We start from the raw sequence: 21761 nt of genomic DNA on the forward strand, positions 1-21761 counted from the left end.
TTTGCGGGCAGGCCCTAGCCGCGGCGGGAGCCCTGGTCGTAGTCGTCGATCTTGAAGGTGCCGTTGTCCTCGGAGACCTCGTAGACGTAGGGCTCTCGGGAGACCTTGCCGTCCTTGGGGGTGAACTCGATCACCGCCGACACCTTGTCGTCGTCGGTCTGCACGCTTTCCAGGCGGACCGACGTCATGCGGTCGTAGAACTTCTTGAACTTCTCGAAGCCGCCGGACTTCTTCTGCGCCTTCTCGCTCAGCAGGGCCCAGGCGCCCTCCGGGTTGCCGGGCAGGAAGGCGTAGTAGTTGCGCACGGCCGCCTCGTAATCCCCGGCCGAGGGGGCTTCCGGCGGCGTCGTGGTGGTGGTCGCGGTCGTCGTGGTGGTTGTGGTCGTCTTCTTGGCGGCGGTGGTGACCGGCTGGGCGGTGGGCTTGGTGGTGGTGGTCTGCGCCGAGGTCTCCGGGGCGATCTGCGGGCCGGGGGCGCCGGAGTTGTTCTTGCCGCCGTTGACCAGGCTCGCGCCGAGGATGCCCACCAGGATCGCCGCGATGATCGCCAACACCGTCAGCACGATCGTCCTGGTGTCGCGCTTGGCCGGGACGGGCTTCGCGGCGGGTTTGCGCTTGGGGGGTTGCCCCGCGGGTCTGCGGTTGCCCACGGCCGGGTTGCCCGCGGGCGGGCGGCCGTTGGTGCGCGGGGGCATCGGCATCGGCTGCGCGCCGCGCATCGGCTGCTGGTCCTGGTGGCGCTGCTGGTCCTGGTGGCGCAGTGCCTGCATCGGGCCCGAGGGCTTGGGCTCGGTGAACGGGTGCACGTCCAGCCGGGTGCCGGGGTGGCCCTGCGGCGGGGCGCCCGTGGCCAGGCCGCCCGGCGGGGTGCCCATCGGGGGCATCGGCGCGGCCTGGTTGGGGCGCGGGGCGGGCTTGGCGTACGGCTCGGTGCGCTGGTGGGCCAGTGCCGCCTGCGGCAGCGGCCTGCCCTCGGCCACCGCCGTCAGCGCCTCCTTGGCGGCGGTCATCGTCGGCCGCTCGGTCGGGTCCGCGCGCAGCAGTTGCATCAGCAGCGCGGTCAGCGGACCGGCCTGCCGCGGTGGCATGACCTTGCCCGCGGCCACCGCGTACAACAGCGCCAGGGTGTTCTCGCTCAGCCCGAACGGGGAGTGCCCCTCGACCGCGGTGTAGAGCGTCGAGCCGAGGGAGAACACGTCCGCCGCCGACGTCGGCTGCTCGCCCTTGGCCACCTCGGGCGCCAGGTAGGCCGGGGTGCCCGCGAGCATCCCGGTGGCGGTGACCGTGACGTCGCCGGTGGCGCGGGAGATGCCGAAGTCGGTGATCTTGACCGTGTTGCCGTCCTCGCCGAGCAGCACGTTGGCGGGCTTGACGTCGCGGTGCACGATCCCGGCGGCGTGCGCGGCGACCAGCGCGGCGGCCACCTGCGCGCCGATCCGGGCGGCCTCGGCGGGCGGCAGCGTCTCCCGCTCGTTGAGCACCCCGGCCAGGCTCTTCGACGGCAGGTACTCCATGACCAGCCACGGCTCGTTGTCGTGCTCGACCACGTCGTAGACGGTGATCGCGTTCGGGTGCGCCAGCCGGGCGGCGATGCGGCCCTCGCGCATCGCGCGCAGCCGGGCCTCCTCGTTCAGCTCCTCGCTGACGCCGGGCTGCGGCAGGAGCTGCTTGACCGCCACGGTGCGGTGCAGCCGCTGGTCGTGCGCCTGCCAGACCACGCCCATGGCGCCCGCGCCGATGCGCGCGCCGAGCTGGTACCGCCCGGCGACCAAGGTCTGCTCGCTGGTCATTGGGGCTCCTGGCTCACGGTGCGTCTGCCTGCGTCGGGGGCGCGGGGGTCGTCGTGGTGGTTTCGGCCTGCGTGGTCGTGGTCGGTTCCACCGTGGTCGTCGGCCTGCTGGGGGTCGTCGTGGTCGTGGTGGGCTCGGTGGTCGTGGTGGTCTCGGCGGTCGTCGTGGGCGCCGCGGTCGTGGTCCGCTGGACCGGTCGCGTGGTGCGCTCCGGCGGGGTGGTCGTGGTGACCGGGGCGAGCACCGACGTCGACGCGGGCGGGGTGTCGACCTTGGCCGGGATGTCCTGCTGGTCCGCGGGTGCCCGCTGGGTCGTGAGCACCAACCAGGTGCCCACGGCCAGGATCGCCGCCACCCCGGCGCTGGCGAACACCAGCGGCTTGTGCGACTTGACCGGCGGCGGTGCCGTGGCGACCGTACCGGGCCTGCGCACCACCGACGTCGGGTTGGTGGTGCCGACCACCCTGGTCGCCTCGTCGGGGACCGCCGCCGCGGCCACGGCGACCGTGGGCGGCGGCACGTCCGGGTCCTCCCCGCGCGCCACCGCGGCGAGCAGGTCCCGCGCCTCGGCCGCGGACGGCCGGGCCTCGGTCTCCAGCGCCAGCAGCGAGATCAGCACGGCGGTCAGCGGCCCGGACTGCACCGGCGGGTTGATCTTGCCGGAGGCCACCGCGTGCAGCAGGCCCAGGGTGTTCTCGCTGAGCCCGAACGGCGGCTCGCCCTCGGCCGCCGCGTAGAGCGTCGACCCCAGGGAGAACACGTCGGAGGCGGCCGAGGGCTCGCGGCCGACGGCCACCTCGGGCGCCAGGTAGGCCGGGGTGCCCGCGATCAGCCCGGTCTTGGTGACCGTGACGTCGTCGGTGGCCCGGGAGATGCCGAAGTCGGTGATCTTCACCGAGCCGTCGTCGCCGAGCAGGATGTTGCCCGGCTTGATGTCGCGGTGCACGATCCCGGCCGCGTGCGCGGCGGCCAGCGCGGCGGCCACCTGCGCGCCGATCCTGGCCACCTCGGCCACCGGCAGCGGCCCGCGCTCGTTCAGCGCGATCGCCAGGCTGTCCGAGGGCAGGTACTCCATGATCAGGCAGGGGGCGCCGTCCTCGTCCACCACGTCGAACACCGCGATGGCGTTCGGGTGGTGCAGCCGGGCGGCGATGCGGCCCTCGCGCTTGCAGCGGGCCACCGCCTCGTCGGCCTCGTCCGGCGGCAGGCCGGGGGGCAGCAGCAGCTTCTTCACCGCGACCGTGCGGTTCAGCCGCTCGTCGAGCGCCTGCCACACCACACCCATGGCACCGGCACCGATGCGTCGTTCCAGCCGGTAGCGCCCGGCTACCAGCCGGCCCTCATCGCTCATCCCGACCGGAACCTCCCTAGCCCGCTGGGGATGGCGGGCGCTACGTCTCAGTCTCACGGCACGCGGCCACCCGGCACGCGGGTGCACCACCGGCGCCGGGTGTCCGACCGCTCCAGGCTAGGCGCTCACGCACCGCGCATGAACGCAGTCCCGCGCGGGCGAGCCTGCTGGCCAACGGCTACATATTGTCACAATCGCCCGGCGTCCGAGACCAATCGCCCGGCTACTGCGGCTGCACCGCGAGCAGCTCGGCGTCGGAAATGCGCTGCGGAGCCGTTCCGCTCACCGTCAGTAGCTGGCGCACCCGCAGGGTGGCGCCGTCGTCGAGGGTGAGCACCACCACGGCCAGGACCTCGCCCCGCTCGGCCGCACCGGCCTCGACCGACACGACGCTGACCTCGCGGACCGCCCGGTACGCGGCCGTGAACTCCGCCCGGCTGGTGCCCAGCGCGGCACCGGCGACCAGGTCGAACGCGGCCGACGGGTCTTCGGGCACCAGCCGGTAGAACTCCAGCACCACGTCGCGCGGGGACACCACCGGCCGCGCCGCGGGCAGGCTGTTCGCCGGGCTGGTCGAGCCCTCCGCCTCGGTGGTGCGGGCGACGACCCGGCGGTCGGGCGCGGCGGCGGTGGTCGGCGGGGCGATCCGGGCCCTGCGCCCGGTGTCGGTGTAGGCGGCGACGAACCGGTCCGGCAGCAGCGCCCGCTCACCGGTGATCTGCAGGCTGGGGCGGTTGTCGGCGCTGTCGGCGGCGCGCTGCCTGGTGACCACGGCGGCGACCGCCACGGCCCCGCAGAGCGCGGCCACGGCCAACCCGAGGACCGCGGCCTGGGCCACCCTGGCGGCCCGGGAGGACCTGACCGGCGGCGCGCTCGCCTCCGGGGCGATCTCGAGGGTGTCGGTGTCACCGGTGCGGACGCGGTCGAACCGGACCGTGGCCTGGTCGTCGGCGGGACCGGCCACCGGGCCGCGCAGCGCGTCCGGGCCGTCGATCACCGACGGCCGGGGGCGCGCGTTCTCGCCCGCGGGCGGTGCGGCGGGTTCGGGGATGCGAATCCGCCGCCCGCCGATCAGCTCCGTGACGCGGACCGAACCGGTGCGCAGGCGGCGCCTGCCGGGGGTGCCGGTCTTCGGACGGTCCACTGCCGCTTTCCTCCGCTCGGGTGGCTTTCGGGAACTCGTACCGGAACGGGACGGCTTCCCACCACTCTTTCTCGGCTCTTCACCCGATCGAGAAAATAGCTGGCGATCGGATTCACTCTAAAAGAGCAACCGTGACGCAGCGTAAGAGATTGGTAACGCTGTTACGGCAGCATTCGGACCAATCGAACTCACCGCCCGCCCGCTCACGACACCGGCCGCTCCGCGATGATCTTCGGGTTCGAGCCGGTGCTGAACGTCAGTTCCCGCTGCATCTCGGTGACGCTGCCGTCCTTGCCCACCACCCGCAGCGACGCCCGGGTGGTGGACCGCACCGGGTCGATCTCGATGCCGGTCACCTCGATCCGCTCGACCGAGGCGTAGCGCTGCTCGATCGCCTCCGGCCCGGCCTGCCGCAGCGAACCCGAGGTCAGCGCGTAGGCGGCGGCGGCGTCCTCGACCACCTTCCGGAAGTACTGCTCGGTGCGGTCGCCCATGGCCCCGGGGTCGGTCTGCGCGGACAGCAGCGCCGCACCGCTCACGGTGGTGCGCGACGGCTCCACCGGCCCGCTCGTGGGCCTGCTCGCGGTGGCGCTGGGCCGCGCGGTCACCGTCGGGTCCGCCGGGCCGGGGGGGTCCGCCGGGTCCGCGGGGTCCTCGGGACCCCCGGCCGGGGCGGACGCCGTCGGGCCCGCCGACCGGCTCCGCTGACCGGGGGACGGGGCCGGCGAGGTCGTCGGGTTCTCCCGGACCGTGTTGGGCTCCCGGTCCGTCGCCGTCGTGGACACGTCGGGTTGCAGCGGCTCACCGCTGGGCAGGCCGGGCAGGGCGTCCACCTGGCCGGGGTCGCGGGGGGCGCTCATCAGCACCACGGCCGCGAACGACAGGCCGACCACCACCAGGATGGCCGCGCTCACCGAGAACCAGGCCGCCCGCCGCCAGCTTCGCGGCGGGGTGACCGAGGCCGGGATGGTGCCCAGGTCGAACTTGGCCAACCCGGTCGCCGGGCCGTCGCGGCGCGAGGCGGGCTCGGGCAGCAGCACGACCGGCAGCGGCAGCACCACCGTGTCGGCGTCGGCGCCGGTCCGGTCGGTCCGGTCGTCCGCCCGGTCGGCCCTGCTGTCCGCGCCGGGGGTCCAGACGGCCACGCCGTCGTCCCAGTCGTCCGCCCGGTCGGGCCAGTCGCCCGGCCCGCCGTCCCAGTCGCCCGCCGACCCCGCCCAGTCGCCCGCCGCGCCCGGCCAGCCGTCGGCCTCGGCCCGGTCGTCCTCGGGCCACGCGGGCTCCGCCTCGGTCAGCCGGTGCCTGCCCCGTTCCCCCGTGCTCGCCATGCGCGCGGACTCCTCGGTCGGTGTCCGGCCAGGGCGACCCCGGCCGGCAGGAGCGCCAGCCTAGGTCGTTGCCGAGGGTTTTCCTCCGCGCCCCGTTCTCGCTGGTCAGCTCACGCTTCCGAGTGAATTTCCCAGCCCAATTGGGACGCGGCGTGTCAGGAGTTGCTGCGGTAGCGCTCCATCGTGGTGGACAGCGACTTGCCCGCCACCGCCGCCGACCCCGCGCCCAGGACGACCGCCAGCACGTCGGCGAAACCCTCGCCGCCGGAGAGCAGCAGGGCGAGCGCCGCACCCGCCGCGGTCACCCCGGCCACCGGCCAGCGCGACCGCACGTACTGCGACACCGAGGCGCCGCTGGCGCCCCGCTTGCCCGCCGCCGAGTTGAGCAGCGCCAGGTACCCGACATTGCCCAGGACGGCCACGATGGCGACGATGACCACGATCAGCGCGATGAGACCCATGCGACCAGTCTGCCCCAGCCGCGCGGCACCGGAATGGGGGAAGCCCCCCATTCGTCCCCGAGATCGCCCCGGCTGGCGGCCTCAGCGGCCGAGCTTGCCCCGGCCCAGGTCGAGCAGCGCCATCGCCAGCGTGCGACCCGCCGGGCCCAGCTCGCGGTAGCGGGCCAGCACGTCCATCTCGCGGTTCACCACGATCCGCGGTCCACCGGCGGCCATCCGGGCGGCGCCGATCGTGCGCGACACCTCGGCGCGGCGCTTGACCAGCCGCAGGATCTCCCGGTCCAACTCGTCGATCTCGTCGCGCAGCGCGGCGACCTCCTCCGGCTGGGGGAGTTCCACCCGGCTCGCGGTGTCGGGCAGGTCGGACGGGGCGGGGGTGTTGTCGGTCATCGGGCTCATCGCCGTGCCTCCGGCATTCTCGGTGGAGTTCCGCCGACCCCGGGCGCAACGAAGCCCCGGGTCCGTGGGACTCCGGGGCTTCCTGGTGGTCTGGTGTTCCTACACCACCGCGGGAGCCGGAGTCCGGTTCCCGTAGAAAAACTTGGCGTAGGTCAGCACGAGAACATCGTGGCACATGTCCGCCATTCGGTCGAGCGGGCTCCCACGGAGTAGGAACGGCCACCCACGGCGGTTCGTCGGTGCCCCCGAGTACCGTGATCGGCACGATGGAAGCCCTCTTCGACCTCCCCGCCACTCCCCGCCCGCCCGCGCGCGCGGGCGCGGAGCACACGCACCCCATGCACCCCGCCGACCCCGCAGCCCTGCTGGAAGGTCTCAACGACCAGCAGCGCCGCGCCGTCGAGCACACCGGCAGCCCGCTGCTGGTGGTCGCGGGCGCCGGTTCGGGCAAGACCAGGGTGCTGACCCGCCGGATCGCGTACCTGCTCGGTGCCCGCCAGGTGCACCCCGGCCAGGTCCTGGCGATCACGTTCACCAACAAGGCCGCCGCGGAGATGAAGGAGCGGGTGGCCGAGCTGGTGGGCCGCCGCGCCAACGCCATGTGGGTGTCGACCTTCCACTCCATGTGCGTGCGGGTGCTGCGCCGCGAGGCGAAGACCCTGGGCATGACGTCGAGCTTCTCCATCTACGACTCCGACGACTCCAAGCGGCTGATCACCCTGGTGGCCCGCGACCTGGACCTGGACCCGAAGCGGTACGCGGCCCGGTCGCTGGCGGTGCACATCTCCAACCTCAAGAACGAGCTGGTCGACGCGGAGACGGCCGCGGGCAACGCCACCAACGACCTGGAGCGCCGGGTCGCCGAGGTCTACGTCGAGTACCAGCGCAGGCTGCGCGAGGCCAACGCGATGGACTTCGACGACCTGATCATGCGCACGGTGGAACTGCTCCAGACCTTCCCGGACGTGGCCGAGTACTACCACCGCCGCTTCCGCCACGTCCTGGTCGACGAGTACCAGGACACCAACCACGCGCAGTACACGCTGGTGCGCGAACTCGTCGGCACCGGGCGGGGCACCGGGGAGCACGCGGTGCCGCCCGCCGAGCTGTGCGTGGTCGGCGACGCGGACCAGTCCATCTACGCCTTCCGCGGCGCGACCATCCGCAACATCGTGGAGTTCGAGCGCGACTACCCGCAGGCCACCACCGTCCTGCTGGAGCAGAACTACCGCTCCACCCAGAACATCCTCACCGCCGCCAACGCGGTCATCTCCCGCAACCCGGACCGCCGCGACAAGCGCCTGTGGACCGCGATGGGCGACGGCGAGAAGATCGTCGCCTACGTCGGCGACAACGAGCACGACGAGGCCAACTTCGTCGCGGGCGAGATCGACCGCCTGGTCGACGCGGGCATCGCCAACAACTCCGACGTGGCGGTCTTCTACCGCACCAACAACCAGTCCCGGGTGTTCGAGGAGATCTTCATCCGCCTGGGCCTGCCGTACAAGGTCGTCGGCGGCGTCCGCTTCTACGAGCGCCGCGAGATCCGCGACGCGGTCGCCTACCTGCGGGTCCTGGCCAACCCGGAGGACACGGTGAGCCTGCGCCGCATCCTCAACGTCCCCAAGCGCGGCATCGGCGAGCGCGCCGAGGCCTGCGTCGCCATGCACGCCGAGCGCGAGCGCGTCTCGTTCAACACCGCCCTGCGCGCCGCCACCGAGGGCCGCGTGGCCATGCTCAACCCGCGTTCCCAGCGGGCCATCGCGGGCTTCGTCGAACTCGTCGACGGCCTGCGCCGCTTCGTCGACGACGGCCAGGACGTGGCCGAGGTCCTCGACGCCGTCCTGGAGCAGACCGGCTACCGGGCCGAGCTGGAGGCCAGCGACGACCCGCAGGACGCCTCCCGCCTGGAGAACCTGACGGAGCTGATCACGGTCGCCCGCGAGTTCACCGAACTCCCGGACGCCCCCGAGGACGACGCCCCGGAGGGTTCGGCCCCGATCGAGACCACCGGCCCCGCCGCGGGCACCCTCGCCGCCTTCCTGGAACGGGTCTCCCTGGTCGCCGACGCCGACCAGGTCCCGGACGAGGACGACACCGGCGGCGTGGTCACCCTGATGACCCTGCACACCGCCAAGGGCCTGGAGTACCCGGTCGTGTTCAGCACCGGCTGGGAGGACGGCGTCTTCCCGCACATGCGCGCCCTGAGCGACCCGGTCGAACTGGCCGAGGAGCGCAGGCTCGCCTACGTCGGCATCACCCGGGCCCGCGAACGCCTGTACCTCTCCCGCGCCGTCGTCCGCTCGGCGTGGGGCCAGCCCATGACCAACCCGGCCTCCCGCTTCTTCGACGAGATCCCCGCGGACCTCCTCGACTGGCGCCGCCTGGGCCCCGAGCGCTCCAGCCCCGTCCGCGCCACCACCTTCGGCTCGGGCTCAGGTGGCGGCGGTGGGGGCACCTCCCGCTCCACCTTCGGTTCCCGCGGCACCCGCAGCCAGGCCACCCGGGGCTGGCAGGAAACCGCCGCCCTCACCCTTGAGGTCGGCGACCGCGTCAACCACGACAAGTACGGCCTGGGCCGAGTCGTGGCCACCGACGGCCAAGGCCCCCGCACCACCGCGACGATCGACTTCGGCACGGCGGGCACCATCCGCCTGATGCTCATCGGCTCGGTCCCCATGGTGAAGCTCTAGCCACCCACGCCCCGCCGCGCCTCCCAGGAGGCGCGGCGGGCGCTCACAACACCGCTTGGTAAGCCCACACGTCGGCGTCGTGCACCAGCAGCGGTCCGGTCGGTGAGGTCCAGAGCTGCTGGGTCATCAGCACCGTGGTCACGTCCAGCGCCGGGTCCATCCGCGCGGACGTCCCCAGCCCGCCGTCCCACCCGAACCGCCCGGGCGTCGTGAACACGTCCGTCCGCCGCGTCACCACGCTCATCCCGAAGCCCCAGCCGAAGCGGGAGAAGTCCAGGAACCCGCCGCCGGTCTTCTGCCCGGGGGTGAGCTGGTCCTGCGTCATCAGCGCGACCGACGCGGGCGACAGCACCTCCCCGCCACCGCTGAGCAGCATCCGCCCGAACGCCAGGTAGTCGTCCGCAGTGGACACAAGCCCGCCCGCGCCGGACTCGAACGGCGGCGGTGCGCTCCACTGCCCGGACGGCGGGTCGAACACCGAAGTTCCGGCGTAGGCCGTGGGCAGTCGGTGAAGTGATTGCGGCGCAACGGAGAACCCGGTGTCGAACATCTCGAGTGGACCGAATACGCGGGCCGCCAGGAAGTCCGAGAGCGACGTGCCCGAGGCGCGGGCGATCAGCACGCCCAGCACGTCGTAGGCGGTGTTGTAGAACCACGACGCCCCGGGTTGGGCCAGCAGCGGCACGCTCCCCAGCAGCGCCAGCCACTCGTCGGCGGGCGGCACCAGGGACGGTTGTGGCGGGCCGGGCTCCAAGCCGATCTCGGCCAGCGCGGCCTGGACGGGGTAGGTCCCCGGCGGGGCCATGAGCTGGCCGTGGCCGAACGTCGACGTCATCAGGTCGCGCACGCTGATCGGCCGGCCCAGCGGCACCGTGTCCGTGACCGCCGCGCCCAGCTCGCGCAGCACCCGGACCCCGGCCAGCTCGGGCAGGAGGTCGTCCACCGGGTCGTCGAGCCGCAGGGCGCAGTCCTCGACCAGGGCCATCGCGGCCACGGCCGTCACCGGCTTGGTCATCGACGAGATGCGGAACAGGGTGTCGCGGGTCAGACCACCGGCCACCGCCACGTGCGTCTCGCCGCCGCGGTCGACCAGGGCGACCAGACCGGGCGCGGAGCCGCGCTCGACGTGGTCGGCGAGCCCGGCGCGCCAGCGGTCGAGGCGGGTGGGGGAGAAGCCGGTCATGCCCGGCAACCTAGCCCTCGAATATCCGTTCGAAAAGTGTCGTACCCCTGCGGTTGACTGTCCCCATGATCACGACGGGGGTGCCGGGCACCGCTCCGGGGGCGCGGGGCGCGGTGTCAGAGGCGCACGCCGCGGGCGGCCAGCCAGGGCACCGGGTTGAGCTTGCGGCCGCTCTCGTCCCAGATCTCCAGGTGCAGGTGCGGGCCGGTGGACTGGCCGCGGTTGCCGATGTGGGCGATGAGCTGACCGGCCTTGACCTTCTGGCCCTCGCGGATCACGTAGTCGTTCACGTGCCCGTAGACGGAGATGGTGCCGTCGTCGTGCTGGACGCGGACCCAGAGGCCGAAGCCGCTGGCCGGACCGGCCTCGAGCACGACGCCGTCGGCGAGGGAGACGATCGGGGTGCCGATGCGGTTGGCGATGTCGACGCCGTAGTGGGTGACGCCCCAGCGGGCGCCGAAGCCGGAGGTGAAGGTGCCCTCGGCGGGGGTGACGACCTTGGGCCGGGCGGCCTCTTCCTCGGCGGCCTTCTGCTGGGCGATGCGCTGGTCGCGGGCCTGGACCACGCGCTCGGTGCTGGCCATCTTCTGGGCTTCGACGATCGCGTCGGCGGACTCGTCGACCCGCAGCAGCTCGGGGGTGGCGGTGGAGGCGCCGCGGGCGTCGCCGCCCAACCCCATCGTGGAAGTCGTGTTTCGAACGCCCGCCAGCGGGACAATCTCATCGGAGGCGGTGCCCGCCGCAGCGGATTGGAGGGTCTGTCCGGCGGCGGCCGCGGCGAAGGCGCCGACGGCGACGGCCGCGACGACGACCCGGCCGCGCAGGGCCGAGGACGGCGGGGCGATGCGGTGAGCGCCGCGAGCTCGGGACGTGGGGCGTTCGAGAGCTTCGTCGAGCGCGGTGAACTGCTGCTCACCGTTGGTGCGATGTCGAGACAAGACCTAGCCTTCCGCCTTCGGGGAGGCCGATTCGAACACCCGGCTCGCGGGGGCGGGCCGTGCGGTGCGGACACCGGGCGGGGGAACCCGGGCGGGTCGGCGGACTGGATGCCTTCCCTGTCCCATTCGTGATCGGACTGTGACAACGGACCCGGGGACAGTAACGGTGGCGCGGCGAGGCGGGCAACAGCAAGCGCCCTGCCGAATCAGCGCGACTCTCCGTGAAAAGCTTTCGAGCAGCCATTACTACGCAAAGTTAAGTCGAGGTCACAGGCTCAATGTGACCGGCGTCTCGTTTATCGGTCCCCCTGGGTGGCAACCATCAGTCCAGACGCGCGTCCGGCAGCGTCGTGGGTCACCCCTGTCCGGAAGCCATTGATCACGAAGTGGTCCACCGCTCCACCAACCCCTGGACGTCCGGCGCGCCCGCCGTTGCGCCGAGTAGGCGTTCCCCGGCACCCGCCGCGCGGGTCGACTGCCCCGGGCGGCCCCCATTGCTACGTTGGCGACGATGAACTCGCGGACCCCAGCGCCCGGCACCGCGGCGCCAGACCGGCCGGACGGCGCGGTCGACCCGTCCAGGCCCCCCACCCCGGGTGACCGGGTGGGGTGGGCCGAGGCCCCCACCCGCATCCGGGCCGCGCTCGGACTGGCCGCGGGCGCCGCCGCCCTCCAGGTCGCGGGCCTGCTGCTCGGCCCCGTCGCCGACGCGCCGCCCCCCGGCTTCGCCGCGCTGCCGCTGCTGGTCCTGCTCGCCCTGCTGCCCCCGGTCCTCGCGGCCGTCGCCTTCGCCAGGGGCCGGGCGCTGTTCGGCGCGAGCGTGCTGGTCGGCGCCGCCGCGCTGCTGCCCGGCAGGCTGCTGCTCGACGCCCAGTTCCTCGTCGACCCGCTCTACGCCTCCCGGCCCGAGGTCACCGTGGTGCACAGCCTGCAACCGCTGGGCGCGGGCGCGGGCCTGTGGCCGTTGCTCCTCGGGCACGTCCTCGGGCTGGCGGCAGGCGCGCTGGCGTTCGGCCAGAGGTCGGCCGAGGTCGGCACCCCCTACGCCGCCGAGTTCGAGGACTCCACCACCGAGCGCGCCGAGGACCCGGGCGCGGAGCGCGTCGAGGCGCCGCACAGCAGGCCGATGGCCGCGCTGGTGCTCGGCGGGCTCGCGGGGGTCGCGCTGCTGGCCCGGCCCTACACCTCCGACAACCCCTTCCAGTTGGCCGACGGCGCCATGGGCGGCCCGGTGCTGCCCGGGGTCGGCCTGTTCGCGCTGGCGGTGCTGCTGCCGATCGCGGCCGTGTTCGCCGCGACGAGCGGCCACCGCTCCGTGGTGGTCGGGGTGCCCGTGGGCCTGCTGGCCGGTGTCGCGGCCGTCGCTGCCCCGAACGTCGCGGCGGGCCTGTTCGCCGACGGGCTGCACGTGGCGCCGGGACCGGTCGTCGCACTGCTCCTCGCGGCCGCCACGCTGTGGGTCGCGTGGGGGGTCGCGGCGGGCAGGCGGCTGTCCGACAGCTCCGTGAAGACCTTCGACGCCCCGGCGACGGGCGGCCTCGGGCTGCACCGCGCCGCGGGGGCCGTCGGGCTGGTGACGGTCGCCTTCGCGCTGGTCGCCTACCTCGGCCGCCAGTTGGTGCTCCCCCCGGAGCTGCCCGAGCCGGTGGAGTACTCCAACAGGCTGTTCCTCCCCGGCGCGCTGGGGCTGGCGGTGCTGTCCGCGGCGCTCCTCGTGCCCGCCCTCGCCGCCGCCGCGCGGCCCGCGTTCACCGTCGCCCTCGCGGTGGTCCCGCTGGCGGGCGTCGCCGCGCTGGACTCCGCGGTCACCGCGACCGAGGCGAGCCCGCTGATCAGCGCGGGCACCGGTGCGCTGGCGGCGGGCTCGGCGATCGCCGCCGCGCTGGTCGCCGCCGTGCTCGCCGCGGTGGCGGGCAGCGCCGAGCGCGACGACGCCCAGGACGGCGGCGGGACCGGGTCCGCCGACCCGGCCGGGCGCCGGGTCGACCCCGTACTGGCCGCCCCGGTCGCCGCCGCGTCCCTGTTCGCTGTGGGCGCCTTCGGCCTGCCTGCCCTGCGCGCCCCCGGCTTCGTCTCCCCCGGCATCTGGGCCGACTTCCGGCTCACCTCCTGGGGCCTGCTCGCCGCCCTGGCCGCGGTCCTCGCGGCCGCCGTGCTGGCCCTGTTCTCCCGGCCCGCCCGGGGCGCCGCGCTGCTGCTGGGCGCCGCGCTGCTGGTGGGCGTGCGGGCGCTGGAGTACCCGCTCACCGCCGCGCGCGCCGAGGGCGCCACCCCCGGCCCCGGCACCTGGCTCGCGCTGGCCACCGCCGCGGCGCTGCTGGTGGCCGCCGCGGTCACCGCCGGGTCGGACCGGCGGCGCCGGTGAGCAGGCTGCGGGTTGTCCTCGCCGAACCGGGTTCCCCCGGGTCGGGTCCGACCGGGGTGCACGCGGTGGCGCGGGAGCTGCGCGACGCGGGCGTCGAGGTGATCCACACCGGACCGGTGGCCGACCCCGGCCTGGTCGTGGCCGCCGTCCTGCAGGAGGACGCCGACGCGGTCGCCGTCGCCGAGCGGGCCGACGAGGTGGCCGCGCTGCTCGCCGCGGCGGACGCGGACGACATCGCCGTGGTGACCCTGGACACCGCGCTGAGCTGGGCGGAAGCCGAACTCGGGTGACCGGCGACACGCCGGGTGACTGAACTCACGACTGCTCGTGACCTACCTCACCGGGTGTGCCGTGTCAACGGAAAACCGACCTCGCTAGGGTTCCGTGACGTCCGACAGCAGCACGTCGACACCGGAGTCAGGAGACTGTCGAGTGGACCTGTACGAGTACCAGGCGAAGGATCTCTTCGCCGCCCACGGGGTCCCGGTCCTTCCGGGCGACGTGGCGAGCACGCCCGAGGAAGCCCGCGCGATCGCGGAGAAGCTCGGGCAGACCGTTGTGATCAAGTCGCAGGTCAAGACCGGCGGTCGGGGCAAGGCGGGCGGTGTCAAGCTCGCCGACGACCCCGCCGACGCGCAGACCAAGGCCGAGGCGATCCTCGGCCTGGACATCAAGGGCCACATCACCCGCAAGGTGCTGGTGACCGTGGCGTCCGACATCGCGGAGGAGTACTACTTCTCCTTCCTGCTCGACCGGACCAACCGGACCTTCCTCGCCATGGCCTCGGCCGAGGGCGGCATGGAGATCGAGCAGCTCGCGGTCGAGCGTCCCGAGGCCCTGGCCAAGGTGCCGGTGGACGCGATCAAGGGTGTCGACCTGGCGAAGGCCAAGGAGATCGTGACCGCGGGCAAGTTCCCCGAGGCGATCGCCGACCAGGCCGCCGAGGTCGTCGTCAAGCTGTGGGAAGCCTTCGTCGGCGAGGACGCGACCCTGGTCGAGGTCAACCCGCTGGTGCGCGACCCCCAGGACAAGATCATCGCCCTGGACGGCAAGGTCACCCTGGACGAGAACGCCGGTTTCCGGCACCCCGCCCACGCGGACCTGGTCGACCAGGACGCGGAGGACCCGCTGGAGGCCGCGGCCAAGGCCAAGGACCTCAACTACGTCAAGCTCGACGGCGAGGTCGGCATCATCGGCAACGGCGCCGGGCTGGTCATGTCCACCCTGGACGTGGTGGCCTACGCGGGCGAGAAGCACAACGGCGTCAAGCCCGCGAACTTCCTCGACATCGGCGGCGGCGCCTCGGCCGAGGTCATGGCCAACGGCCTGAGCATCATCCTGGGCGACACCGACGTGAAGTCGGTCTTCGTCAACGTCTTCGGCGGCATCACCTCCTGCGACGCGGTCGCCAACGGCATCGTCTCCGCCCTGGACATCCTGGGCGACAAGGCCACCAAGCCACTGGTGGTGCGCCTCGACGGCAACAACGTCGAGGAGGGCCGCCGCATCCTGGCCGAGGCCGACCACCCATTGGTGACCGTCGTGGACACGATGGACAACGCGGCCGACAAGGCCGCCGAGCTTGCGGCTGGGGCGTGACCTGATGGCAATCTTCCTGACCAGTGAGTCCAAGGTCATCGTGCAGGGCATGACCGGCTCCGAGGGCACCAAGCACACCGGCCGGATGCTCAAGTCCGGCACCAACATCGTCGGCGGGGTGAACCCGCGCAAGGCGGGCACCAAGGTCGAGATCGAGGGCGCGAGCCTCCCGGTCTTCGCCAACGTCGCCGAGGCCATGGAGGCCACCGGCGCCGACGTCACGGTGATCTTCGTGCCGCCGAAGTTCGCCAAGGACGCCGTCCTGGAGGCGATCGACGCGGGCATCGGCCTCGCCGTCGTCATCACCGAGGGCATCCCGGTGCACGACTCGGCGTACTTCTGGGCGCACGCGGTGGCCACCGGCAACAAGACCCGGATCATCGGCCCGAACTGCCCCGGCCTGATCAGCCCCGGGCAGTCCAACGCGGGCATCATCCCGGCCGACATCACCGGCCCGGGCAAGATCGGCCTGGTGTCGAAGTCGGGCACCCTGACCTACCAGATGATGTACGAGCTCAACGACATCGGCTTCTCCTCGGCCGTGGGCATCGGCGGCGACCCGATCATCGGGACCACGCACATCGACGCGCTCGCCGCGTTCGAGGCCGACCCGGAGACCGAGCTGATCGTGATGATCGGCGAGATCGGCGGCGACGCCGAGGAGCGGGCCGCGGCCTACATCAAGGAGAACGTCACCAAGCCGGTCGTCGGCTACGTGGCGGGCTTCACCGCCCCCGAGGGCAAGACCATGGGCCACGCGGGCGCCATCGTCTCCGGCTCCGCGGGCACCGCGCAGGCGAAGAAGGAGGCCCTGGAGGCCGCGGGCGTCAAGGTCGGCAAGACGCCGTCCGAGACCGCCGCGCTGGCGCGGGAGCTGTTTGCCGCCAAGTAGTACGCGAGATCACCACCGGGAGGGCCGGGCGCCGGGCGCGCCCGGCCCTCCCGCGTCCGCGATCACCGCTTCCCCGACTGGTGTACCGTCCGGGCTCGTATCCGTTTCGCGGTCGGTGGAACCGGGGTGCCCCCGAGACCGTCCGACCGCCGGGCGGACCCAGCGGCGACCACGGCGTCGGCGGTGGGCAGAGCACCCGGAATGTCCCTGTCGCGTCGAGCGAGTCGAGGAGAGCACGCGATGAGTTACCCAGGCGGAGCACCGGGTGGTTACCCGGGACCGGGCCAGCAGCAGCCCGCCCCGAACTACGGCCCCCCGCCGTCGTCGGGCGTCAAGCTCACCTTGGCGCAGATCCTCAGCCTGGTGGGCGCGGGGCTCGGCCTGCTGAACCTGTTCCTCGGCTTCGCCCCGGCCGTCGACCTGGGCCCGTCGTTCTTCGAGGGCTACGTCGGCTGGGTGCCCGCCCTGCTGCTCACCGGCGGCCTGCTCGGGCTCGCCGCCATCCTGCCCGGCGACAAGAAGGCGGGCCTGTTCCCGTCGGCGGTCGTCGTGCCGGTCACCTTCGCCTTCCTGTTCAGCGTCTTCGTCGGCGACACCCTCGGCGCGGGCGGCATCCTGATCCTCATCTTCGGCCTGCTGGAGATGATCGTGGTCGTGGTGGCGTACCTGTTCGAGCTGGGCGTGCTCAAGCCGCCGCAGCCGCGGCAGCAGGTGCCGTTCCACCCGCAGCAGGGCCAGTTCCCGCCGCAGCAGCAGCCCGGGGGCTTCAACCCGCCGTCGGGTCAGTTCCAGAGCCCGTACGGGCAGCCCGCCACCGGGCAGCAGACCACGTTCGCCCCGCAGCAGGGCCAGTTCGGGCAGCCGCAGCAGCCGCCGCCCGCCACCCCGCCGGGCGGTCACCCCACCCAGGGCTGAGAACCGCGAGGAGCGGGCACCGGGATTCCCGGTGCCCGCTTTTCCGTTCACCCGCAAGCGCACCGCCCAGCCCGGCGCGCCTGACCCGCCGCCCCCGACCCGGGTGCGACAGTGGGGCGCATGGCGTTGCTGCACCCCGGCCCCCGGTCCGACAGGCGGACCGAGCAGGGCAGGCCCGCGCCCGCCCCCGCCCCCTCACCGGTCAGGGTGCTCGCCGTGGCCGCGATCGGTCCGCTGCTCCTCGGCTGGACCGCCGTGGCCGCGCTCCTGGCGGTCGCCACCGCGACGGCGGCCAGGGCCCAGTTCAGCACCGCCGGTGTGCTCGCCGCCGCCGTCCCCGGCTGGCTGGCCGCGCACCAGGTCCCGGTGACCGTCCAGGGCGGTGAACTCGGCGCCCTGCCGCTGCTGCCGACGATCGGCGCGGCGCTGCTGGTGTGGCGCACCGCTGCGCGGGCCGTCACCCGCCTCGGCGTCGGCACCCCCCGGGTGGCGGTGCGGGTCGTCGGCACGATCGCGGGCGCGCACGCCGCGCTCGGCCTGGCGCTGGCGCTGCTCTGCGCCGGTGGTCCCGTCACCGTCGACCCGCTCGCGGGCCTGTACTACCCGGCACTGCTCTCCGGGACCGCCGCCGCGGTCGGCGTGTTTCCCCGGTCCGGTCTGCTGCGGACGATCCGCGAACGCGTCGACCCGTTCGCCCTGCGCGGGTTGAAGGCCGGGCTGCTCGGGGTGGGCGTCCTGTTCGCCGTGGGCACCGCGGTCGTCGTGGCCGCGCTGCTCGCCTCCTTCGGCACCGCCCGCGACCTGTTCGCCGCCGACGGGGTGGGCAGCGCGACGGGGATGCTGTTGCTGTCGGTGGGTTACCTGCCCAACGCCGCCGTCGCCGCCACCGGGTTCATCGCCGGACCGGGCTTCGCGCTCGGCCAGGTCGGGGTCGGCGTGGCCGGGGCCACCGGCGGGGCGGTCCCCGCGCTGCCGCTGCTCGCCGCGCTGCCGGAGCAGCACGCGGCCTGGTGGCCCGCGCTGTGCGCGCTGCCCGCCGCGGTCGGCTGCCTGGTCGGCTGGGCGCTGCGCACCGCCGCCCCCACCCCGACCGGCAGGCTGCGCGCGGTCGCGGTGGCCGCGGTGGTGGTGGCCATGGCGTTCGCCGTGTTCGCGGGCAGCGCGGGCGGTGCGCTCGGCAGCGGCCCGTTCCACCCGCTCGACCTGCGCGCCGCCTGGCTGTCCCTGGCGCTGGTGCTGTGGATCGGGGTCCCCGGGGCGGTCGTGGCCTGGACCACCGGCCCGCGCCCCGTCCCCGCCCGGGACGAGGAGCCCCGCCCCACCGACTCCGGTGAACCCGGTGAGGCGGGCGGTGAGACCGAAGAGGACAGCGGCGCGGAGACCGATGACCGCGCCACCGACAACGAGACCGACAGCACCGCCCCCGACAGCACCGCCTCCGAAACCGAGGCCGACGACGTGGCCCCGGACACCGGGGCGGGCGGTGCCGAGGACAGCGCGGACCGGCCCGCCGACCGCGACTCGGGCCGCTGACCAAGGTCAAGTCCGCACCGCTTACGCTGGGGGCACCCCCAACCGGTTCCCGCCGCTGCCCCAGGAGTCCGTGCTGAGCGCCCAGTACCAGCCCGCCGCCCCGGCCAGGATCGTCGTCCTGGTGTCCGGCACCGGCACCCTGTTGCAGGCACTGCTCGACGAGGCCGGGCAACCGCACTTCCCGGCGCGGGTCGTGGCCGTGGGCGCGGACCGGGCGAAGATCGAGGGCATCGCCCGCGCCGAGCGGGCGGGCATCCCCGCCTTCGCCGTGCGCGTGGCCGACCACCCCGACCGGGCCGCCTGGGACGCGGCGCTCACCGCGGCCGTCGCCGCGCACGAGCCCGACCTGGTGGTGTCCGCGGGGTTCATGAAGATCCTCGGACCGGCGTTCCTGGACCGCTTCGGCGGCCGGGTCATCAACACCCACCCCGCCCTGCTGCCGTCGTTCCCCGGCGCGCACGCCGTCGCCGACGCGCTCGCGCACGGCGTCCGCTACACCGGCAGCACGGTGCACCTGGTCGACGGCGGCGTCGACACCGGCCCGATCATCGCCCAGGAGCCGGTGCCGGTGCACGCGGGCGACGACGAGGCGGGGCTGCACGAACGGATCAAGGCGGTGGAGCGGCGACTGCTGGTCGAGGTGGTCGCAGGCATGGCCCGGCAGGGCTACACCGTGGACGGACGAAAGGTGAGCATCCCGTGACGGATACCGCGCAGCGCAGGCCGGTTCGCCGAGCCCTGGTCGGCGTGTCGGACAAGGCGGGCCTGCTCGAGCTGGCGTCGGGCCTGCACGCGGCCGGGGTGGAGATCGTCTCCACCGGCGGCACCGCGAGGGCGATCGCCGACGCGGGCGTGCCGGTCACCCCGGTCGAGCAGGTCACCGGCTTCCCCGAATCGCTCGACGGGCGGGTCAAGACCCTGCACCCGGGGGTGCACGCGGGGCTGCTGGCCGACACGCGCAACCCGGAGCACGTGGCCCAGCTCGGTGAACTGGACATCGCGCCGTTCGACCTGCTGGTGGTCAACCTCTACCCGTTCGTGAAGACGGTCGCCTCCGGCGCGTCGCCGGACGAGTGCGTCGAGCAGATCGACATCGGCGGACCGGCGATGGTCCGCGCCGCGGCGAAGAACCACGCCTCGGTGGCCGTGGTGGTCGACCCGGCCCGCTACGACTGGGTGCTCGCCGAGGTCGCCGCGGGCGGCTTCACCCTGCCCGACCGGCAGCGCTTGGCTGCCGCCGCCTACCGGCACACCGCCTCCTACGACGTGGCGGTCGCCTCCTGGATCGGCGGCGAGCTGGCCCCCGACGACGAGGGCTCCGGCTTCCCCGGCTGGACCGGCGCCACCTGGGACCGCCGCGCGGTCCTGCGCTACGGCGAGAACCCGCACCAGAAGGCCGCCCTGTACGCCCGCGGCGACGGCGCCACCGGCCTGGCCACCGCCGAGCAGTTGCACGGCAAGGAGATGTCCTACAACAACTACGTCGACGCCGACGCGGCCTGGCGCTCGGCGCACGACCACGCCTCGGCCTGCGTGGCGATCATCAAGCACGCCAACCCGTGCGGCATCGCGGTGTCCGAGGTGGACATCGCGGAGGCGCACCGCAACGCGCACGCCTGCGACCCGCTGAGCGCCTTCGGCGGGGTCATCGCGGCCAACCGCGAGGTCAGCGTGGCCATGGCCGAGCAGGTCGCGGAGATCTTCACCGAGGTCATCGTGGCCCCGGCCTACGCCGACGGCGCGGTCGAGGTGCTGACCCGCAAGAAGAACATCCGCATCCTGGTGGCCGAGCCCCCGCGGCGCGGCGGTGTCGAGCTGCGCCCGATCTCCGGCGGCCTCCTGGTCCAGCAGGCCGACGCGATCGACGCCGAGGGCGACGACCCCACCAAGTGGACGCTGGCCACCGGCGCCCCCGCCGACGAGGACACCCTGGCCGACCTGACCTTCGCCTGGCGCTCCTGCCGGGCGGTCAAGTCGAACGCCATCGTCATCGCCAAGGGCGGCGCCACGGTCGGCTGCGGCATGGGCCAGGTCAACCGGGTCGACGCGGCCAAGCTCGCGGTGGCCAGGGCGGGCGACCGCGTCCCCGGCTCGGTGGCCGCCTCCGATGCCTACTTCCCGTTCCCGGACGGCCTGGAAACCCTGGTGCGGGCCGGGGTCAAGGCCATCGTCCAACCGGGGGGCTCGGTCCGCGACGGCGAGGTCATCGCCGCCGCCGAAGCCGCGGGCGTCACCGTCTACCTGACCGGCACCCGCCACTTCGCCCACTAGGCGACGCCGACAGCGCCCGGTCCCGGTCGGGGCCGGGCGCTGTTCGCCGTCAGCCCTCGACGACCCGGCGCGCCTGCCTGCCCGTGGCGATCAGCTCCCCGCTCCGCGACCACACCTCGCTGGCGTCCACGCACCAGCCGCCCGCCGCGTGCTCGGTCCGGATTCGCAGCAGCGACCACGCCCGCGCGTCGAACCCCGCAGCGCCCTCGGCGAAGTGCACCGCCAGCTCCACCGTCGGCACCGGCACCGGGGAGGTCCGCACCGCGTAGAGCCCGGGCGCCAGCGCGTCGAGCAGCAGCGCCGCCGCCGACTCCGGCCGCGCGGGCGGGTCGAACATCCTGGCCCACCCCACCAGTTCCGCCACCTCGCCGCCGCCCAGCGGGACCGCGCCCACCGGCCGGACCTCCAGGTGCTCGGCGAACGGCACCAGGTGCCCGGGGAAGTCGAACCCCGGCACGTCGTCCGGCCCCGGCGCGCTCGGCGGGGGCGGCCCGGGCAGGACCGGGCCTGCGGTGCTGCCCCCGAACGTCGCGGTGGCCAAGACCGCCACCCGGTCCTCGGCGGTCAACTCGGCGGTGACGGTGGACGAACTGCGCCCCGCCTTGACCAGCCGCGTCGCCACCCGGACGGAATCGGCGCGCACCGGGCTGAGGTAGCTCACGTGCAGCGACCGGGCCGCCTGCCCCGGCACCCGCCGCCCGGCGTGGTCGAGCACCAGCCCGGCCAGCAGGCCGCCGTGCGCCCCGGTCCACGAGCGCCAACTCGGCGCGATGGCATCCGCCTCGATCGTCTCGGACATGGCGCTCCCTCAGTGGTGCAAAGCAACTGACTGGCAAACTAGCGCACCCACCCGCCCGCGGGAGCGTGACGTGACCGACCCGTCGGGACCACCCGTCCGC

At 73.9% G+C, this 21761-nt stretch carries 18 protein-coding genes; 9 read left to right on the top strand and 9 right to left on the bottom strand.

Going from position 1 to position 21761, the window contains the following annotated elements:
- Nucleotides 1-14 precede the first annotated feature (14 nt).
- From DFQ13_RS09295 to DFQ13_RS09320, 6 genes are all read right to left on the bottom strand, one after another.
- Nucleotides 15-1790, bottom strand: a complete 1776-nt coding sequence (locus DFQ13_RS09295) for a serine/threonine-protein kinase (protein WP_110079500.1) — start codon at nt 1788-1790, stop codon at nt 15-17.
- A gap of 13 nt (nt 1791-1803) precedes the next feature.
- On the bottom strand, nt 1804-3141 hold the full coding sequence (locus tag DFQ13_RS09300) for a serine/threonine-protein kinase (RefSeq protein WP_110079501.1): 1338 nt from the start codon (nt 3139-3141) through the stop codon (nt 1804-1806).
- Between the two features lie 223 nt (nt 3142-3364).
- Nucleotides 3365-4285, bottom strand: coding sequence for a hypothetical protein (locus tag DFQ13_RS09305; RefSeq protein ID WP_110079502.1), 921 nt, complete (start codon nt 4283-4285; stop codon nt 3365-3367).
- A gap of 203 nt (nt 4286-4488) precedes the next feature.
- Nucleotides 4489-5613: a hypothetical protein gene (locus DFQ13_RS09310; RefSeq protein WP_110079503.1), complete on the bottom strand. Its 1125-nt coding sequence runs from the start codon at nt 5611-5613 to the stop codon at nt 4489-4491.
- Between the two features lie 155 nt (nt 5614-5768).
- Nucleotides 5769-6074 carry a hypothetical protein gene (locus DFQ13_RS09315; RefSeq protein ID WP_035281685.1) on the bottom strand — a complete coding sequence of 102 codons (306 nt, stop codon included), beginning with the start codon at nt 6072-6074 and terminating at the stop codon, nt 5769-5771.
- Between the two features lie 81 nt (nt 6075-6155).
- Nucleotides 6156-6473 (bottom strand): chorismate mutase, encoded by a 318-nt coding sequence (locus DFQ13_RS09320; protein WP_035281687.1) that lies wholly within the window; start codon nt 6471-6473, stop codon nt 6156-6158.
- A 266-nt stretch (nt 6474-6739) separates the two neighbouring features.
- Here DFQ13_RS09320 and pcrA point away from each other — a divergent pair, with 266 nt between their 5' ends.
- Complete coding sequence (gene pcrA / locus DFQ13_RS09325) at nt 6740-9166, top strand: DNA helicase PcrA (RefSeq protein ID WP_110079713.1); 2427 nt, start codon at nt 6740-6742, stop codon at nt 9164-9166.
- 43 nt (nt 9167-9209) lie between these two features.
- On the opposite strand, the gene DFQ13_RS09330 is transcribed toward pcrA, so the two are convergent.
- Together DFQ13_RS09330 and DFQ13_RS09335 are read right to left on the bottom strand one after the other, a co-directional pair.
- Nucleotides 9210-10349 (bottom strand): serine hydrolase domain-containing protein, encoded by a 1140-nt coding sequence (locus DFQ13_RS09330; protein WP_110079504.1) that lies wholly within the window; start codon nt 10347-10349, stop codon nt 9210-9212.
- A 116-nt stretch (nt 10350-10465) separates the two neighbouring features.
- Entirely contained in the window at nt 10466-11287 is an 822-nt protein-coding gene (locus DFQ13_RS09335; RefSeq protein ID WP_084175481.1) for a M23 family metallopeptidase, read from the bottom strand.
- 511 nt (nt 11288-11798) lie between these two features.
- Here DFQ13_RS09335 and DFQ13_RS09340 point away from each other — a divergent pair.
- From DFQ13_RS09340 to purH, 8 genes are all read left to right on the top strand, one after another.
- Nucleotides 11799-13652: a hypothetical protein gene (locus tag DFQ13_RS09340; protein ID WP_052021050.1), complete on the top strand. Its 1854-nt coding sequence runs from the start codon at nt 11799-11801 to the stop codon at nt 13650-13652.
- Nucleotides 13649-13942 carry a hypothetical protein gene (locus DFQ13_RS09345; protein WP_052021051.1) on the top strand — a complete coding sequence of 98 codons (294 nt, stop codon included), beginning with the start codon at nt 13649-13651 and terminating at the stop codon, nt 13940-13942. Before DFQ13_RS09340 ends, DFQ13_RS09345 begins: the two co-directional genes overlap by 4 nt.
- A 142-nt stretch (nt 13943-14084) precedes the next feature.
- Nucleotides 14085-15251 (top strand): ADP-forming succinate--CoA ligase subunit beta, encoded by a 1167-nt coding sequence (sucC, locus tag DFQ13_RS09350; RefSeq protein WP_035281691.1) that lies wholly within the window; start codon nt 14085-14087, stop codon nt 15249-15251.
- A gap of 4 nt (nt 15252-15255) precedes the next feature.
- Nucleotides 15256-16143, top strand: a complete 888-nt coding sequence (sucD, locus tag DFQ13_RS09355; RefSeq protein ID WP_035281710.1) for a succinate--CoA ligase subunit alpha — start codon at nt 15256-15258, stop codon at nt 16141-16143.
- Between the two features lie 240 nt (nt 16144-16383).
- Entirely contained in the window at nt 16384-17058 is a 675-nt protein-coding gene (locus tag DFQ13_RS09360; RefSeq protein ID WP_035281693.1) for a DUF5336 domain-containing protein, read from the top strand.
- A 120-nt stretch (nt 17059-17178) separates the two neighbouring features.
- Nucleotides 17179-18591: a cell division protein PerM gene (locus tag DFQ13_RS34900; protein WP_233438332.1), complete on the top strand. Its 1413-nt coding sequence runs from the start codon at nt 17179-17181 to the stop codon at nt 18589-18591.
- A gap of 70 nt (nt 18592-18661) precedes the next feature.
- Nucleotides 18662-19294, top strand: coding sequence for a phosphoribosylglycinamide formyltransferase (gene purN, locus DFQ13_RS09365; protein ID WP_233427542.1), 633 nt, complete (start codon nt 18662-18664; stop codon nt 19292-19294).
- Nucleotides 19291-20862 (top strand): bifunctional phosphoribosylaminoimidazolecarboxamide formyltransferase/IMP cyclohydrolase, encoded by a 1572-nt coding sequence (gene purH / locus DFQ13_RS09370; protein ID WP_035281695.1) that lies wholly within the window; start codon nt 19291-19293, stop codon nt 20860-20862. Before purN ends, purH begins: the two co-directional genes overlap by 4 nt.
- 49 nt (nt 20863-20911) lie before the next feature.
- Here the strand turns inward: purH and DFQ13_RS09375 are convergent, their stop codons facing one another.
- The gene (locus DFQ13_RS09375) at nt 20912-21661 is read right to left on the bottom strand and encodes a thioesterase family protein (protein ID WP_035281697.1); all 750 of its coding nucleotides are present in this window, start codon (nt 21659-21661) and stop codon (nt 20912-20914) included.
- Nucleotides 21662-21761 lie beyond the last annotated feature (100 nt).

Source organism: Actinokineospora spheciospongiae, from assembly GCF_003182415.1.
Classification (GTDB): domain Bacteria; phylum Actinomycetota; class Actinomycetes; order Mycobacteriales; family Pseudonocardiaceae; genus Actinokineospora; species Actinokineospora spheciospongiae.

Bases quoted from the DNA above. Each gene is read 5' to 3' on its own strand.
- sucD (WP_035281710.1), top strand. From the start codon at position 15,256: ATGGCAATCTTCCTGACCAGTGAGTCCAAGGTCATCGTGCAGGGCATG.
- pcrA (WP_110079713.1), top strand. From the start codon at position 6,740: ATGGAAGCCCTCTTCGACCTCCCCGCCACTCCCCGCCCGCCCGCGCGC.
- DFQ13_RS09315 (WP_035281685.1), bottom strand. From the start codon at position 6,074: ATGGGTCTCATCGCGCTGATCGTGGTCATCGTCGCCATCGTGGCCGTC.
- DFQ13_RS09320 (WP_035281687.1), bottom strand. From the start codon at position 6,473: ATGAGCCCGATGACCGACAACACCCCCGCCCCGTCCGACCTGCCCGAC.
- DFQ13_RS34900 (WP_233438332.1), top strand. From the start codon at position 17,179: ATGGCGTTGCTGCACCCCGGCCCCCGGTCCGACAGGCGGACCGAGCAG.
- DFQ13_RS09300 (WP_110079501.1), bottom strand. From the start codon at position 3,141: ATGAGCGATGAGGGCCGGCTGGTAGCCGGGCGCTACCGGCTGGAACGA.
- DFQ13_RS09340 (WP_052021050.1), top strand. From the start codon at position 11,799: ATGAACTCGCGGACCCCAGCGCCCGGCACCGCGGCGCCAGACCGGCCG.
- DFQ13_RS09310 (WP_110079503.1), bottom strand. From the start codon at position 5,613: ATGGCGAGCACGGGGGAACGGGGCAGGCACCGGCTGACCGAGGCGGAG.
- DFQ13_RS09295 (WP_110079500.1), bottom strand. From the start codon at position 1,790: ATGACCAGCGAGCAGACCTTGGTCGCCGGGCGGTACCAGCTCGGCGCG.
- DFQ13_RS09360 (WP_035281693.1), top strand. From the start codon at position 16,384: ATGAGTTACCCAGGCGGAGCACCGGGTGGTTACCCGGGACCGGGCCAG.
- DFQ13_RS09375 (WP_035281697.1), bottom strand. From the start codon at position 21,661: ATGTCCGAGACGATCGAGGCGGATGCCATCGCGCCGAGTTGGCGCTCG.
- DFQ13_RS09330 (WP_110079504.1), bottom strand. From the start codon at position 10,349: ATGACCGGCTTCTCCCCCACCCGCCTCGACCGCTGGCGCGCCGGGCTC.